9 protein-coding genes are annotated in these 15,407 nt (G+C 68.4%); 7 read left to right on the forward strand and 2 right to left on the reverse strand.

Translation table 11 applies throughout. The features are described from left to right. Positions 1-141: 141 nt before the first annotated feature. The 4 genes from U3653_RS03170 (at position 142) to U3653_RS03185 (ending at position 10,193) form a co-directional block, all read left to right on the forward strand. Positions 142-1,185 carry an LLM class F420-dependent oxidoreductase gene (locus U3653_RS03170; RefSeq protein ID WP_084486091.1) on the forward strand — a complete coding sequence of 348 codons (1,044 nt, stop codon included), beginning with the start codon at positions 142-144 and terminating at the stop codon, positions 1,183-1,185. 190 nt (positions 1,186-1,375) lie between these two features. Continuing rightward, entirely contained in the window at positions 1,376-3,289 is a 1,914-nt protein-coding gene (gene fadD32 / locus U3653_RS03175; RefSeq protein WP_195079695.1) for a long-chain-fatty-acid--AMP ligase FadD32, read from the forward strand. 110 nt (positions 3,290-3,399) lie between these two features. Further along, on the forward strand, positions 3,400-8,652 hold the full coding sequence (gene pks13 / locus U3653_RS03180; RefSeq protein ID WP_195079696.1) for a polyketide synthase Pks13: 5,253 nt from the start codon (positions 3,400-3,402) through the stop codon (positions 8,650-8,652). Continuing rightward, the gene (locus U3653_RS03185) at positions 8,649-10,193 is read left to right on the forward strand and encodes an acyl-CoA carboxylase subunit beta (RefSeq protein WP_195079697.1); all 1,545 of its coding nucleotides are present in this window, start codon (positions 8,649-8,651) and stop codon (positions 10,191-10,193) included. Before pks13 ends, U3653_RS03185 begins: the two co-directional genes overlap by 4 nt. A gap of 67 nt (positions 10,194-10,260) precedes the next feature. Here the strand turns inward: U3653_RS03185 and U3653_RS03190 are convergent, their stop codons facing one another. Beyond that, positions 10,261-10,758: a peptidylprolyl isomerase gene (locus U3653_RS03190; RefSeq protein ID WP_195079698.1), complete on the reverse strand. Its 498-nt coding sequence runs from the start codon at positions 10,756-10,758 to the stop codon at positions 10,261-10,263. Between the two features lie 186 nt (positions 10,759-10,944). Here U3653_RS03190 and U3653_RS03195 point away from each other — a divergent pair, with 186 nt between their 5' ends. The 3 genes from U3653_RS03195 to U3653_RS03205 all read left to right on the forward strand — a co-directional run bounded on the left by U3653_RS03195 (position 10,945) and on the right by U3653_RS03205 (position 15,072). Continuing rightward, positions 10,945-14,310, forward strand: a complete 3,366-nt coding sequence (locus U3653_RS03195) for an arabinosyltransferase domain-containing protein (protein WP_195079699.1) — start codon at positions 10,945-10,947, stop codon at positions 14,308-14,310. A 133-nt stretch (positions 14,311-14,443) separates the two neighbouring features. Continuing rightward, positions 14,444-14,659, forward strand: a complete 216-nt coding sequence (locus U3653_RS03200) for a type II toxin-antitoxin system CcdA family antitoxin (protein ID WP_195079700.1) — start codon at positions 14,444-14,446, stop codon at positions 14,657-14,659. Next, positions 14,656-15,072, forward strand: a complete 417-nt coding sequence (locus tag U3653_RS03205) for a type II toxin-antitoxin system VapC family toxin (RefSeq protein WP_323124453.1) — start codon at positions 14,656-14,658, stop codon at positions 15,070-15,072. The genes U3653_RS03200 and U3653_RS03205 overlap by 4 nt, the downstream gene beginning before the upstream one ends. 136 nt (positions 15,073-15,208) lie before the next feature. On the opposite strand, the gene U3653_RS03210 is transcribed toward U3653_RS03205, so the two are convergent. Further along, the gene (locus U3653_RS03210; RefSeq protein WP_168434190.1) at positions 15,209-15,367 is read right to left on the reverse strand and encodes a hypothetical protein; all 159 of its coding nucleotides are present in this window, start codon (positions 15,365-15,367) and stop codon (positions 15,209-15,211) included. Positions 15,368-15,407 lie beyond the last annotated feature (40 nt).

The following is a 15,407-nucleotide window of genomic DNA, read 5'->3' on the forward strand; positions in this document are numbered from 1 at the left end:
CCGATTGGCGTGACAAGCGCAACTCGAGTTGGGTAGCACGCTGTAAAGTGCGCTGGTGATCGCGACGCCGGGCACCACCGCAGCGCAGTCCGGAAGCGGGCGTCGCGCCCGTATTTTCCTTACAGCCAGGAGCATGAGTTCATGACAGAAGCCGCCGCACCGGCCACCACGGCGAGCCGTGACGCGGATGCTGCGTTGTCCGCGCTGGGCACTCCGTTGCGTCCGTTCCGCTTCGCGGCGGCCGGCGAAGGAAACAAGCAGGAGGGCGGTGCGCGTAAGTTCGTGCAGACCGCTCAGCAGGCCGAGGAATACGGCTTCGACACCTTCGTGGTGCCCGACCACCTCGGTGAGCAGATCGGGCCGATCGCCGCGCTCGGCGCGCTGACCCAGGCCACCGAGAAGATCCGGCTCGGCACGTCGGTGCTGGCGAATGGTTTCCGCCACCCGGTCGTGCTGGCCAAGGACCTGGCGACGATCGATGTGCTGTCCAAGGGCAGGCTCGAGGTCGGCGTCGGCGCCGGCTGGATCAAGGAGGAGTTCGAGAACGCGGGCATCCCCTACGAGTCGCCCGGTGTCCGGCTGGAGAAGCTGGACGAGTCGCTGACCATTCTGGACGTGCTGCTGCGCGGCCAGGAGTGCACCTTCGAGGGCAAGCACTACCAGGTCCGCGGCGTCAAGGGGACCCCACGGCCGCGCCAGGGTCCGCGCCCGCCGATCTGCACCGGCGGCGGCGGTCCGAAGATGCTGCGGCTGGCCGCCAAGCACGCCGACATCATCTCCGTCGTTCCCGTGACCACCAAGAACGGCAAGGGCCTTCTCTCCGGCATCACCATCGAGAAGGCCGTGGAAAAGGTGAATCTGATCAAGGAGGCCGCCGGTGACCGGTTCGCCGACATCGAGCTGAACTGGGCCATCACCGCCATCGTGATCACCGACGATCGCGAGAAGACCGCGGAGATGGCGCTGTCGGCGTTGGACCGGGGACTGCACCCGAACCTGGAGGTCGACGTTCAGCTGTCCGTCGAGGACATCCTGAACTCGCCCTACGTGGCGATCGGCACATTCGAGGAGATCGCCGAGCAGATCCGCCGTGTGCGGCAGCTCACCTCGATGTCCTATGTCGGTGTATTCCCCACCCAGATGGACGCGTTCGCCCCCGTTATTCCCCTGCTGCGGGACGAGTGAGCCGGTCTTCTCTGTAACATGACTCTGGTTTGAGTACATCTAGCCGATAAGCGGTCACCGCGCAGACCGCACAAAATCTGCAGGCTGGCTCTGCACTTGGAGCACCCGCGGGCGAAAGCGAGTCGGGGCCTCACAGGTAAAAGCGGCGTTCTCGCCGTCTTGCTGCGTGTGCCTCGGAGGAGAAGAAGGAATGGAAGAGACTTTCGACGACTACCTGGACGAAACCGGGAACATCCGTATTCCCGAGGATCACACCCTGGTTGATCACGTCGAGAAGCACACCCGGAACGACGCGAACACCCTGGCGTATCGCTACATCGACTACTCGCGCGAGCGCGACGGCGAGGCGCAGGAGTTGACGTGGCGTGAGTTCGGCATTCGGCTGCGCGCGGTGGCCGCTCGACTGCAGCAGGTGACCAACCCGGGCGACCGGGTCGCGATCCTCGCACCGCAGGGCTTGGACTACGTGATCTCCTTCTTCGCCGCGATCTACGCGGGCACCATCTCGGTGCCGCTGTTCGACCCGGACGAGCCAGGCCACACCGATCGCCTGCACGCGGTGCTCGGCGACTGTGAGCCCTCGGCCATCCTGACCGCGAGCTCCTCCGCGGCCGGGGTCCGGCAGTTCTTCCGCTCGCTGCCCGCCGCCCAGCGTCCGCGCATCATCGCGGTGGACGCGATTCCCGACAGCGTCGGCGAGAGTTGGGTGCGCCCGGACATCGCGATCGACGACATCGCCTACCTGCAGTACACCTCGGGTTCCACCCGGGTGCCCGCGGGCGTGGAGATCACCCACCGCGCGGTGGGCACGAACCTGCTGCAGATGGTCGACGCGATCAACCTGGACTGGAACTCGCGCGGCGTCACCTGGCTGCCGCTGTTCCACGACATGGGCCTGCTGACGGTGATCCTGCCCGCGGTGGGCGGCAAGTACATCACCATCATGTCGCCGAGCGCGTTCGTGCGCCGCCCCTACCGGTGGATCAAGGAGCTGGCCGCGGTTTCCGACGGCGCCGGAACCTTCGCCGCCGCACCGAACTTCGCGTTCGAGCACGCCGCGGCGCGCGGACTGCCGAAGAACGGCGAGTCGCTGGACCTGTCGAACGTCATCGGCCTGATCAACGGCAGCGAGCCGGTGACGACCTCGTCGATGAAGAAGTTCAACGAGGCGTTCGCTCCGTACGGCCTGCCCAAGACCGCCATCAAGCCGTGCTACGGCATGGCCGAGGCCACGCTGTTCGTCTCCGCCACCAAGGCCGAGGACGAGGCCAAGGTCACCTACGTCGACCGCAAGGAACTCAACGCGGGGCGCATGGTGAAGGTCGACCCGAGCCACGAGGACGCGATCGCGCAGGTGTCCTGCGGTTACGTCGCGCTCTCGCAGTGGGCGACGATCATCGATCCGGAGTCGGTGGAGTCCGGCGGCGGCCGTGAGGTGCCGGACGGGCACGTCGGCGAGATCTGGCTGCACGGCAACAACATGGGCATCGGCTACTGGGGTCGTCCCGACGAGACCGCGGCGACGTTCCACAACAAGGTCACCGAGCGCCTGCCGGAGGGCAGCCACGCCGAGGGCACCGAGCCGGACGCGAACTGGATGCGCACCGGCGACTACGGCGTGTACTTCGAGGGCGAGCTCTACATCACCGGACGCGTGAAGGATCTGGTGATCGTGGACGGACGCAACCACTACCCGCAGGACCTGGAGTTCTCCGCGCAGGAAGCCAGCAGCGCGCTGCGTCCCGGCTTCGTGGCGGCGTTCTCGGTGCCCGCCAACCAGCTCCCGGCCGAGGTGTTCGAGCAGGGCAGCCACTCCGGTCTGCAGTTCGACGCCGACGACGCGTCCGAGCAGCTGGTCATCGTGGGTGAGCGCGGTCCCGGTGCGGGCAAGGCCGATCCGCTGCCGATCGCCGACGCGGTGCGCGCGGCGATCTCCCAGCGCCACGGCGTGACCGTTCGTGACGTGCTGTTGGTGCCCGCGGGGTCGATCCCGCGCACATCCAGCGGCAAGATCGCCCGTCGCGCCTGCCGGGCGGCCTATCTGGAGGGAACGCTGCGGGGTGGTTACACCCAGCAGGCTTTCCCCGATGCACCGGAAGAGTAATTGCCAGGGGCGGCCTCGGACCGACCATCGACGCTCGGCGCCGAGCTTCCCACGCGCCGAGCGTCAATTCACGGTACGCCCGGTACGCAGACAGGTAGCTTGAGGAATTGATGGCTGACAACGAGGGCACGCCCACCCAGACGACCGACACCCCGGCCGTGGAGCAAGTCGCCGACGCGTCGGCCACGGCCGAGGCAACGAACGGCGGCGCGCAGACCGACATGTCGGTCGCCGAGCTGCGTGAATGGCTGCGGCGCTGGGTCGCCGAAGCGACCGGGCAACCGATCGAGCAGATCACCGTGGACCGGCCGATGGAGGAGTTCGGGCTCGCCTCGCGGGACGCCATCGCCCTCGGCGGGGACATCGAGGAACTGACCGGCGTGCTGCTGAACGCGACGATCGTGTACCAGCATCCGACCATCGCCGCGCTGGCCGAGCGGATCATCAACGGCGAGCCGGAGGCGCCGGAGGAAACCGAGGACGACTCGTTCTACACCGCGGGTTACCGCCCCGGCGAGGCGCACGACATCGCGATCGTCGGTTTGTCGACGCGGTTGCCCGGCGCGGGCGACACCCCCGAGTCGACGTGGGACTTCCTTATCGGCCGCGGTGACGGCATCCGGGAGCTGCCCGAAGGGCGCTGGTCGGAGTTCATGGCCGAGCCGCAGCTGGCCGAGGCGATCGAGAAGGCCAACACCAAGGGCGGCTACCTCGATCAGGAAGTCGTCAAGGGCTTCGACGCCGAGTTCTTCGCCATGTCGCCGGTCGAGGTCGAGCGGGTCGATCCGCAGCAACGCCTGATGATGGAGCTGACCTGGGAGGCCTTGGAGCACGCGCGGATTCCGGCCAGTGAGCTCAAGGGCGAGCCGGTCGGCGTGTTCATCGGCTCTTCCGGCAACGACTTCATGCTGCTCGCGGCGCTCGGGCTGGGCAGTGAGCGCGATCCGAACGTGCCGGTGTCGGCCGAGGCGTACGCGATCATGGGCAGCGTCAGCTCCATCATCCCGAACCGGGTCTCCTACTTCTTCGACTTCCGCGGTCCGTCGGTGTCCGTCGACACCGCGTGCTCCTCGACGCTGGTGGCGGTGCACGAGGCGGTGCAGGCGCTGCGCAACGGTGACGCCGACCTGGCGCTGGCCGGTGGCGTGAACATGTTGCTGGCTCCGATGGCCACGCTCGGTTTCGACGCCAACGGCGGTGTCGCCAAGGACGGGCATATCAAGGCGTTCTCCAACGACGCCGACGGCATGGTCCGCTCGGAGGGCGGCGGTCTGGTGGTGCTGAAGCGCCTGGCCGACGCCGAGCGCGACGGCGACACGATCTACGCCGTGATCAAGGGCACGGCGGTCAACAACGACGGCCGGTCCAACGGCCTGCTCGCCCCGAATCCCGACGCGCAGGCCGAGGTGCTGCGCCGCGCCTACCGGGATGCGGGCATCGCGCCGTCTTCGGTGGACTACATCGAGGCGCACGGCACCGGCACCCTCATCGGCGACCCGATCGAGGCCGACGCGCTCGGCCGCGTGGTGGGCCGTGGCCGCGAAGCCGACAAGCCAGCGCTGCTCGGTTCGGCCAAGACCAACTTCGGTCACCTGGAGTCCGGCGCCGGTGCGGCGAGCCTGGCGAAGGTGGTCATGTCGTTGCAGCACAACGTCATTCCGCCGAACATCGGCTTCGCGGGCCCGAACCCGTACATTCCGTGGGACCAGGCGCGGCTGAAGGTCGTCGAGGAGCCCACCGAGTTCCCGCGCTACAGCGGCAAGGCCACCATCGGCATCTCCGGCTTCGGTTTCGGCGGCACCAACGCGCACATCGTCGTCCAGGAGTACGTGGCGGCCGAGAGCCAGGCCCCGTTCTCCGAGCTGGAGTCCCAGCTGGACGAGGACACCGTGGAGGAGACCACCGACGCGGCGGCGGAATCCGAAGCCGGTGACGTCGTGGCCGAGGTGGCGGAAGCCGTCGCGGAGTGGACCGCCGAGCGCACCGACCCGTTGCCGCAGATCCTGCCCGTGTCGGGCTATCTGCCGTCGCGCCGCCGCCGCGCCGCCGCCGAACTGGCCGACTGGCTGGAGTCCGAGGCGGGCGCGCAGACGCCGCTCGCCGATGTGGCGCGGTCGCTGGCCAAGCGCAGCCACTGGCGTTCGCGCGGCGTGGTGCTGGCCAAGACGCACGAAGAGGCGATCGCCGGACTGCGCGCCATCGCGGCGGGCAAGCCGGGGCCCGGCGTCTTCACCGCCGACGCGCCCGCGGCCATGGGTCCGATGTGGGTGCTGGCCGGTTTCGGCGCGCAGCACCGCAAGATGGGCAAGCAGCTGTACCTGGAGAACTCGATCTTCGCCAAGGCCGTCGACGAGGTCGACGAGCTGGTGCAGGACGAGGCCGGGTACTCGGTGCGCGAGCTGTTCCTCGACGACAGCCAGGACTACAACGTCGGCACCTCGCAGGTCGGCATCTTCACCATCCAGGTCGGCCTGGCCGCGCTGCTGCGCGCGCACGGCGCGGAACCCGAAGCGGTGGTCGGCCATTCCATGGGCGAGGTCGCGGGCGCGTACATCGCCGGTGGGCTCTCGCTGGAGGACGCGGTGCGCGTGATCTGCGCCCGTTCCCGCCTCATGGGCGAGGGCGAGCAGATGATCAGCGACGACGACGTGCGCAACATGGCGCTGGTCGAGTACAGCGCCGAGGATGTGGCGAACCTGCTGCCGGAGTACCCGGACGTCGAGGTCGCGGTGTACGCGGCGCCGACCAACACGGTGATCGGCGGTCCGCAGGACCAGGTCGCGGCGATCGTCGCGCGGGTGGAGGCGGCGGGCAAGTTCGCCCGGGTGCTGCAGACCCGCGGCGCGGGCCACACCTCGCAGATGGATCCGCTGCTCGGCGAGCTGGCCGCGGAGCTGGCCGGTATCGAGCCGACCAAGCTGAAGACCGGCCTGTACTCGACGGTGCACAAGGAAGAGTTCTTCCGCGCCGGTCACGACCCGATCCACGACGAGGACTACTGGGTCAAGAACATGCGCCACAGCGTGTACTTCACCAACGCGGTGAAGCTCGCGGTGGACGCAGGGCACACCACATTCCTGGAGCTGGCGCCGAATTCCGTCGCGCTGATGCAGGTGCTCGGCACCACCTTCGCCGCGGGCGTGCACGACGCGCAGCTCATCCCCACGCTCAAGCGCAAGGAGGACGAGTCCGCGGGTGTGATCGCCGCGCTCGCCCAGCTCTACGTGCACGGGCACAAGGTGGATCTGTTCTCGCTGGTCGGTCCCGGCGAGTACGCCGACGTTCCGCGCACCACGTTCGTGCGCAAGGAGTACTGGCCGAAGGTCCAGCTGTCCTCGGGCGGCAACGGCCGGCTTCCGGGTGCGCACGTCGCGCTGCCGGACGGCAGGCACGTCTGGGAAGTGCAGGCGTCCGCGGTGACCGATCTCGCCGGACTCGTGCGTGCCGCGGCGGCACAGGTGCTCAGCGACGTGTCGCTGGGCGCGTCGATCCCGCACGCGCCGATCCCGGCCGCAGGCACGCTCACCACCACGCTCACCCCGCATCCCGGTGGCGCCTCGGTGCAGGTGCACGCCAAGGAGGGCGGCGCCTTCCGCTTGGTGTTCGACGCCGTGGTGACCTCCGGCGCCGCGCTGCCGGAACCCGTTGTGGCCGAGGCGGCGGTCGCCGCGCAGCCGCAGAGCGACGCCGACCTCGAGGTGGTCGAGACCTTCGGCGACCGGTGGGATCCGAACGGCACGCAGAGCGTCGAGGAACGGCTCGCCCTGATCGTCGCGGAGTCCATGGGTTACGCGGTCGAGGATCTTCCGATGGAGATCCCGCTGATGGAACTCGGCTTGGACTCGCTGATGGCGATGCGCATCAAGAACCGCGTCGAGTACGAGTTCGACATCCCGCAGCTGCAGGTGCAGGCCGTGCGGGACGCGAGCCTGCACGAGGTCGGCAAGGTGCTGCGGTACGCGATCGAGCACCGCGACGAGGTGCAGGCGATGGCCGATCAGCAGGCCGCCGACAAGGCCGCAGGCGGTACGGGCGAGCTGGCCGTCGACGCCGATTTCATCGCCACGGCCCGTGCTGCGCTGGCCACCGGCGCCGACCCGGTCGCGGCGGTGACAGGCGCTGCGCCCACGTCGTCGGAAACCACTGCTTCCGAGTCCGATTCGGTTCCCGCGAGCGCGGAGGACGCCGCCGGAGGCGACGCGACTCCCACCCCGCAACCGGTTGCCGAGGCCGCGGCGGTCTTCGGCGCAGGCGCCAAGCCGTCGTCCGCCGACGAGGACGATGTCCCGCCGCGCGACGCCGCCGAGCGCCTGACCTTCGCCACCTGGGCGGTGGTCACCGGCAAATCGGCCGGAGGCATCTTCAACACGCTGCCGATCCTCGACGAGGACACCGCGGAGAAGCTGGCCGCGCGCCTCACCGAGCGGGTCAAGGCCGAGGTCACCGTGGACGACGTGCTCGACTGCGAGACCATCGAGCAGTTGGCCGACATCGTCCGCAACTTGCAGGACAGCGGCGCGGACGTGGACGGTTTCGTTCGTCCGCTGCGAGCGCGCGCGGAGGGCTCGAATGCCGTGCCGGTGTTCGTGTTCCATCCGTCCGGCGGGAACACGCTCGTATACGAACCTCTGCTGAAGCGGCTGCCCGCCGATACGCCGATGTACGGCATGGAACGGGTCGAAGGCTCCATCGAGGAACGAGCCCGCCAGTACCTGCCCGAGCTGCGCAAGATCCAGTGCGATGGTCCGTTCGTGTTGTACGGCTGGTCGCTGGGTGCGGTGCTGGCCATGCAGACCGCGCAATTGCTCCGCGCCGAGGGTGCGGACGTGCGTGTGGTCGGACTGATCGACCTCGCCATTCCGACGCAGGGCGAGGACAACAGCCCCGAGGAGCGGGTGCGCCGGATCGAGCGCTACCAGGCCTTCGCCAAGAAGACCTACGGCGTCGACGGTGAACTGGACCGCGAACAGCTGGAGACGCTGGCCGCGGCCTCCGACGAAGAGCAGTTCAAGATGATCAGCGACCTGATCAAGATCAGCGGCACGAAGATCCCCGGGGGCGTGCTCGAACATCAGCGCACCTCGTGGATCGAGAGCCGTGAGCTCGCCAAAACCCAACCGTCCCAGTACGACGGCAATGTGGTGCTGTACCTCGCCGATCGCTATCACGACGGGATGATCGAGCTGGAGCCGCGCTTCGCCGACCGGCTGCCCAATGGCGGCTGGAACGAATACATCCCGAATCTGGAGGTCGTCCACATCGCAGGCGACCACCTGCAGATCATCGACGAACCGCGGATCGGCAAGATCGGAGCCGACCTGACCGCGAAGCTCGCCGCGATCGAGGCGAAAGGGGCCAAGTGAGCACGACTGCCGAAAAACTCGCCGACCTGCGCAAGCGCCTGGAACTAGCGCAGGAGCCCGCGGGTGAAGCGGGGGTGGCCAAGCGGGCGAAGAAGGGCATCCCCAGCGCCCGCGACCGGATCAACATGCTGCTCGATCCGGGAACCTTCGTGGAAATCGGAGCGCTGGTCCGCAAACCGGGCGATTCCGCCGCGCTCTACGGCGACGGCGTGGTCACCGGGCACGGCCTGGTCGAAGGCAGGCCCGTGGCGGTGTTCTCGCACGACCAGACCGTCTACGGCGGCTCGGTCGGCGAGATGTTCGGCCGCAAGGTCGCCGGGATCCTGGAGTACGCCGCCAAGGTGGGCTGCCCGGTGGTCGGCATCAACGACTCCGGCGGCGCGCGCGTGCAGGAGGCGGTGACCTCGCTGGCCTGGTACGCCGAGCTGGGGCGGCGGCAGGAGCCGCTGTCCGGCCTGGTCCCGCAGATCTCGATGATCCTCGGCAAATGCGCCGGTGGCGCCGTCTACGCCCCGATCAACACCGACGTGGTGGTGGCGACCGAAGAGGCGTACATGTTCGTCACAGGGCCGAAGGTGATCCGGGAGGTCACCGGCGAGGACGTGAGCCTCGAAGAGCTCGGCGGCGCGCGCAGCCAGGCGGAATACGGCAACATCCACCACGTGGCCAAGGACGAGGCGGCCGCGTTCGAGTGGGTGCGCGACTATCTGAGCTACCTGCCGACCAGCTGCCAGGAACTGGCGCCGATCGTGAATCCCGGCTTGGAGCCGGAGATCACCGACACCGACCTGGAACTGAACTCGATCGTCCCGGACTCCGACAACGCCGGGTACGACATGCACGAGATCCTGCTGCGCATCTTCGACGACGGCGCCTTCCACGAGGTCGGCGCTTCGGCGGGACGCAACGTCATCACCGGCTTCGCCCGCGTCGACGGCCGCAGCGTCGGCGTGGTGGCCAACCAGCCGATGGTGTACGCGGGCGCGCTGGACGCCCGCGCCTCGGACAAGGCCGCGCATTTCGTGCGCCTGTGCGACGCGTTCGAGATCCCGCTGGTCTTCGTCGTGGACACGCCGGGGTTCCTGCCCGGTGTGGAGCAGGAGAAGATCGGCGTCATCAAGCGCGGCGGACGGTTCCTGTTCTCCTACGTGGAGGCGTCGGTGCCGAAGGTCACCGTGGTGATCCGCAAGTCCTACGGCGGCGGTTACGCCGTGATGGGGTCCAAGCAGCTGGGCGCCGACGTGAATCTGGCCTGGCCGACGGCGCGGATCGCGGTCATGGGCGCCGAGAGCGCGGTCAGCCTGATCGGAGCCAAGCAGATCGACGCCGCGCCCGAGGACCAGCGCGCGGCGATTCGCCAGCAGATGATCGACTTCTACAACGCCACCGTCGCGACGCCGTGGGTGGCCGCCGAGCGCGGATACATCGACGCGGTCATCGAGCCCGCGGCGACCAGGCTGGAGATCCGTCGTGCGCTACACCTGTTGCGGGACAAAGCTCTTGCCCGCAACCCGCGCAAGCATCACTTGCTGCCGCTGTAGCGACCGGAACACGATCGGGCCGCATCCCCTGGGGTGCGGCCCGATTCGCGTCTCGCCTCTCGAATGATCAGCTGACGGTGGCGGACTCGATGACGACATCGTCGACCGGCACGTCCTGATGCATGCCCGCCGATGACGTGGCGACGCCCGCGATCTTGTCGACCACGTCGGTGCCCTCGGTCACCTCGCCGAAGACGGCGTAGCCCCAGCCCGACGGGGTGGGAGCGGAGTGGTTGAGGAAATCGTTGTCGGAGACGTTGATGAAGAACTGCGCGGTGGCCGAGTGCGGGTCGTTGGTGCGCGCCATCGCGACGGTGTACTTGTTGTTCTTCAGGCCGTTGTTCGCTTCGTTCTGGATCGGGGCGTTGGTGCCCTTCTGGCGCAGCCCGGGCTCGAACCCGCCGCCCTGGATCATGAAGCCGGGGATGACGCGGTGGAAGATGGTGCCGTTGTAGTGGCCGGCGTTCACGTAGTCCACGAAATTGCGCACCGTGTTCGGCGCTTTCTGATCGTCCAGTTCGAGCACGATCGATCCGTAGTTCGTCGAGAGATTCACCTTGGTCATACGCCCCACCTTTCCATTGTGGTCGGCGCGGGTCAGCGGTACGGGGTCGATTCGGCCCTCCGGCGTGAATTTTCTCGCTGGTCGGCACAACATTCTGGCAGTCGGCTCCGAACATACTGAGAACGCGCCATTCCTCCCGGCGGCGCGACGCCCGTGCGGACAGACGGGCGGCTAGCATTGCCAATCGTGCCCGACGCCGCAACCGCTGTTCTGACGAAACCTCCCGCCGCCCCCGCGGTGACCCCGAACGATTTCCGCACCGCCCGGCTCATCGCGCTGGTGGCCGGAGTGCTCGGGGCCTTGTTCGCGCTCGCGACGCCGTTCTTGCCGGTCACGCAGACCACCGCGGTGCTGAACTGGCCGCAGGGCGGGACGCTCGGCAACGTGCAGGCGCCGCTGATGTCGCAGGTCCCGATCGACCTGAAGGCGACGATCCCGTGCGAGACGATCGCCCAGCTACCCGAGCGCGGCGGCATGCTGCTGGCCACCGCGCCGCCGCAGGGTGACCGGGCCGCGCTGGAGGCGCTGTTCGTGCGGGTCTCGGACACCTCGGTGGACGTGGTCGACCGCAACGCGGTGGTGGTGTCGGCCGACCGCAGCCGTATGGGCGAGTGCACGTCGCTGAGCATCACCTCCGACAGCGAACGCACCTACAGCGGGTTCAACGGGCTCACCAGGCAGGTGGAGCGGCCGGTCGAGGGTGGGGCGCCCGGGGCGACCGAGCTGGTCACCGTGCCGGTGGAGGGGCAGCTCAGCGGCGATCTGCGGCCCCAGGTGGTCGGCGTGTTCTCCGACCTGAAGGGCGCGGCGCCCAACGGGTTGTCGTTCGCCATGACGGTGGACACCCGCTTCTCCTCCAGCCCGACCGCGATCAAGCTGGTCGCGATGATCGCGGCGGTGCTGTGCACGCTGATCGCGCTGGCGGCGCTGGCCCGGCTCGACAGCAGTGACGGGCGCGGGCACCGCCGGTTCCTGCCGGCGAACTGGCTGAAGCCGACCTGGGCGGACGGCGCGGTGGTCGGCACGCTGCTGCTGTGGCACTTCGCGGGCGCGAACACCTCCGACGACGGCTACATCCTCAGCATGGTGCGGGTGGCGCCGCACGCGGGCTACATGGCCAACTACTTCCGCTGGTACGGCGTGCCGGAGGCGCCGTTCGGCTGGTACTACTACGTGATCCAGATCTTCTCGGAGATCTCCACCGCCAGTCCCTGGGTCCGGTTGCCCGCGCTGGCCTGCGCGATCCTGTGCTGGCTTGTGATCAGCCGCGAGGTGGTGCCTCGGCTGGGCCGCGGGGTGCGCACCAGCAAGGTGGCGCTGTGGACCGGCGGACTGGTGTTCCTGGCGTTCTGGCTGCCGTTCGACAACGGCCTGCGCTCCGAGCCGATCGTCGCGCTCGGCGCGCTGCTGACCTGGGTGTCGATCGAGCGGGCCATCGCGACCGGACGGCTGCTGCCCGCCGCGGTGTCCGTGCTGGTGGCGGCGTTCACGCTGGCGGCGGCGCCGACCGGCCTGATGTGTGTGGCCGCGCTGCTGGCCGGTATCCGTCCGATGGTGCGCATCGTGGTGCGCAAGCACCGGCAGTTCGCCGCGCTCGGCGCCGGGCGGTGGGGCTCGACGCTGCCGCTGCTCGCGCCGATCGCCGCGGCGGGCGTGCTCGTGCTGACGGCCGTCTACACCGACCAGACCTTCGCCGGCATCCAGGAAGCCAACCGGGTGCGCCAGGTGACCGGGCCGAACCTGGCCTGGTACGAGGACTACCTGCGCTACTACTACCTGTTCGTGGAGACCGTCGACGGGTCGCTGTCGCGCCGCTTCGCCTTCCTGGTGATGCTGCTGTGCCTGTTCACCACCATGCTGGTGCTGCTGCGGCGCAGGCAGGTGCCCGGCATCGCGAGCGGGCCGACCTGGCGGCTGATGGGCGTGGTCTTCGGGACGATCTTCTTCATGATGTTCAACCCGACCAAGTGGACCCACCACTTCGGCGCGTACGCGGGCATCGCGGGTTCGCTGGCCGCGGTCACCGCGGTCGCGGTGTCGGCGAGCGCGTTGCGGGCGCGGAAGAACCGGGCCATATTCCTGGCCGGGTTGCTGTTCGTGCTCGCGGTGGCGTTCTCCGGCATCAACGGTTACTGGTATGTGTCCAGCTTCGGCGTGCCGTGGTTCGACAAGCGGGTCTCCCTGCACGGCTACCAGTCCAACACCCTGATGCTCGTGCTGTTCGGCTTGGCGCTCGCGCTGGTCGGGTGGTACGCGCTGCGGGAGGACTACACCAAGCCGCAGCCGTCGGCCAAGACGGCGCGCGGCAGGCGGATCCGCCGGTTCGCCGCGATCCCGCTGACCGTGGTCGCCGCGCTGATGGTCGCGCTCGAGGTGCTCTCGCTGGTCAAGGGCGCGGTCTCGCAGTACCCGGCGTATTCGCTGGCCCGCTCGAACATCGACGCGCTCGGCGGCAGCACCTGCGGCCTGGCCAACGACGTGCTGGTGGAGCCGGACCCGAACGCGGGCAAGCTGGAGCCGATCATCGACCCGGCGCATCCGCCGACCGATCCGTCCGACCCGCTCGCCGGCGTCGACCCGGTCGGATTCGATCCCAACGGCGTGCCGAACGATCTGTCCGCCGACAGCGTGGAGGTGAAGCCGGGCACCGGTAACACCTCGACCCAGTCGGTCGGGGCCGCCTTCGCCGAGGGGCAGAGCGCGGGCACCGGTGGCGGTCAGGGCGCGCGCGGCGTGAACGGCTCCACCGTCGCCCTTCCGTTCGGTCTCGACCCGGCGACCACGCCGATCCTCGGCAGCTACCAGAACGGCATGCAGCAGCCGGCGAACGTCACGTCGAGCTGGTACCAGCTGCCCGCGCGTTCGGCGGACAAGCCGCTGGTGGTGATCTCGGCCGCGGGCCGCATCCTGTCCTTCGACGACACCGGCGCGATGAAGTACGGCCAGTCGCTGACCGTCGACTACGGCAAGCGGCAGCCGGACGGCAGCGTGCAGAAGCTCGGCACCTACCTGCCACGCGATATCGGCCCGTTCCCGTCCTGGCGCAACCTGCGGGTGCCGCTGGACGAGATCGCGCCCGACGCCGACGCGGTGCGCATCGTCGCCAACGACCCGATCCTGATCGGGGACCAGTGGCTGGCGTTCACGCCGCCGCGGATGCCGAAGCTGCAGACGCTCAACAGCCTGCTGGGCTCCCAGCAGCCGATCCTGCTGGACTGGGCGGTGGGCCTGCAATTCCCGTGCCAGCGTCCGTTCGATCACCGCAACGGCGTGGCCGAGGTGCCCGGCTACCGCATCCTGCCCGACCGCCCGCTGGCCATCAGCTCGACCAACACCTGGCAGGCCGAGGAGTTCGGCGGCGTGCTCGGCTTCACGCAGATGCTGGCCAAGTCGACCACCGTGCCCACCTACCTGAAGAACGACTGGGCGCGCGACTGGGGCTCACTGGAGCGCTACGACCAGTACGACCGCAACGCCGTCCCGGCGAAGCTGGACACCGGCACCGCCACCCGCTCGGGCTTGTGGTCCCCGGGCAGCATGCGGGTGTTCTGACCATTCGTTCGGAACCAGTCCGGCTATCGGGCCGTCGCGCAGGAACGCTGTGCGACGGCCCTTTTCATCACGGATCACCAGCCGTCAGGTTTGTCGGCAGAACTATACACACATAAGTGTGTATAGTTAAGGCATGGCTCGGCTCAATGTCTACGTGCCCGACGAACTAGCTGAACGCGCGCGTGAACGTGGACTGAACGTGTCCGCACTTACTCAGGCCGCGATTCTCGCCGAACTGGAGAAGACTGCCACCTCGGCTTGGCTGGCCGAGTTCGCTGATCGACCGGCGGTCTCCCACGAGGCCACCCTCGCCGCTTTGGATTCGTCTCGGGACGAGTTCGGCAGGTGACCTCTTCCGAACAGATCGTGCTGGATGCCAGCGCGATGGTGGACATTCTCGTGCGCAACGATCGCACGGCCGCCGTGATCGAGCGAATCACGCCAACCGTCATGCACGTCCCGGCGCACTTCGACGCTGAAGTGCTGTCCGCGCTGGGACGGCTGAACCGGGCCGGCGATTTGACCGACACCGACGTCGAGACTGCGCTGAGCCGTCTCGCAGGCGCGCCATTGACTCGCCATCCATTGATGAATCTGACCAAAGGCGCTTGGGCTCGCCGCGCGGCCATCAGGCTGACTGATGCCCTGTATGTCGAACTCGCCGAACAGCTGGACTTGCCGCTGATCACCACGGACGGGCGTTTGGCTCGAGCAGCCTCACGCGCTGAGGACATCCGCGGTATGGCTGAGCGTCGCGAATAGCGGGTGACGTGCCGATACCCGCCGATGTGGCGTTCAGCGAGCCGGCGGCGGGCTAGGTGTCCAGACGCAGGGCCGCCGCGCAGGTTGATCCTGCGCGGCGGCCCTGCCGAGTATTCGCCGGTGCGATGCCGGGCGCTCAGACCTTCAGCCGAAGACCGAGCTCGCGCCGGAGCACCTCTTGCGAAGGGAGGCGGCCGAGCACGCGCAGCACCGCTGGTCGCAGCTCCCGTTGTTCCTCTTCGCTGAGCAGTCCGACAAGATCGCGCAGATCCATTTCATCGAATGCCGTTGTCATGGCAATCAGATTAAGGCCACCGGCCCGATTCGTCCTGCGA

This window comes from Nocardia implantans, assembly GCF_035544775.1.
Taxonomy (GTDB): Bacteria; Actinomycetota; Actinomycetes; order Mycobacteriales; family Mycobacteriaceae; genus Nocardia; species Nocardia implantans.

What these genes read in the sequence shown, in the direction of transcription:
- U3653_RS03170 (WP_084486091.1), top strand. Translation starts at nt 142, where the DNA reads ATGACAGAAGCCGCCGCACCGGCCACCACGGCGAGCCGTGACGCGGAT.
- pks13 (WP_195079696.1), top strand. Translation starts at nt 3,400, where the DNA reads ATGGCTGACAACGAGGGCACGCCCACCCAGACGACCGACACCCCGGCC.
- U3653_RS03200 (WP_195079700.1), top strand. Translation starts at nt 14,444, where the DNA reads ATGGCTCGGCTCAATGTCTACGTGCCCGACGAACTAGCTGAACGCGCG.
- U3653_RS03190 (WP_195079698.1), bottom strand. Translation starts at nt 10,758, where the DNA reads ATGACCAAGGTGAATCTCTCGACGAACTACGGATCGATCGTGCTCGAA.
- U3653_RS03210 (WP_168434190.1), bottom strand. Translation starts at nt 15,367, where the DNA reads ATGACAACGGCATTCGATGAAATGGATCTGCGCGATCTTGTCGGACTG.
- fadD32 (WP_195079695.1), top strand. Translation starts at nt 1,376, where the DNA reads ATGGAAGAGACTTTCGACGACTACCTGGACGAAACCGGGAACATCCGT.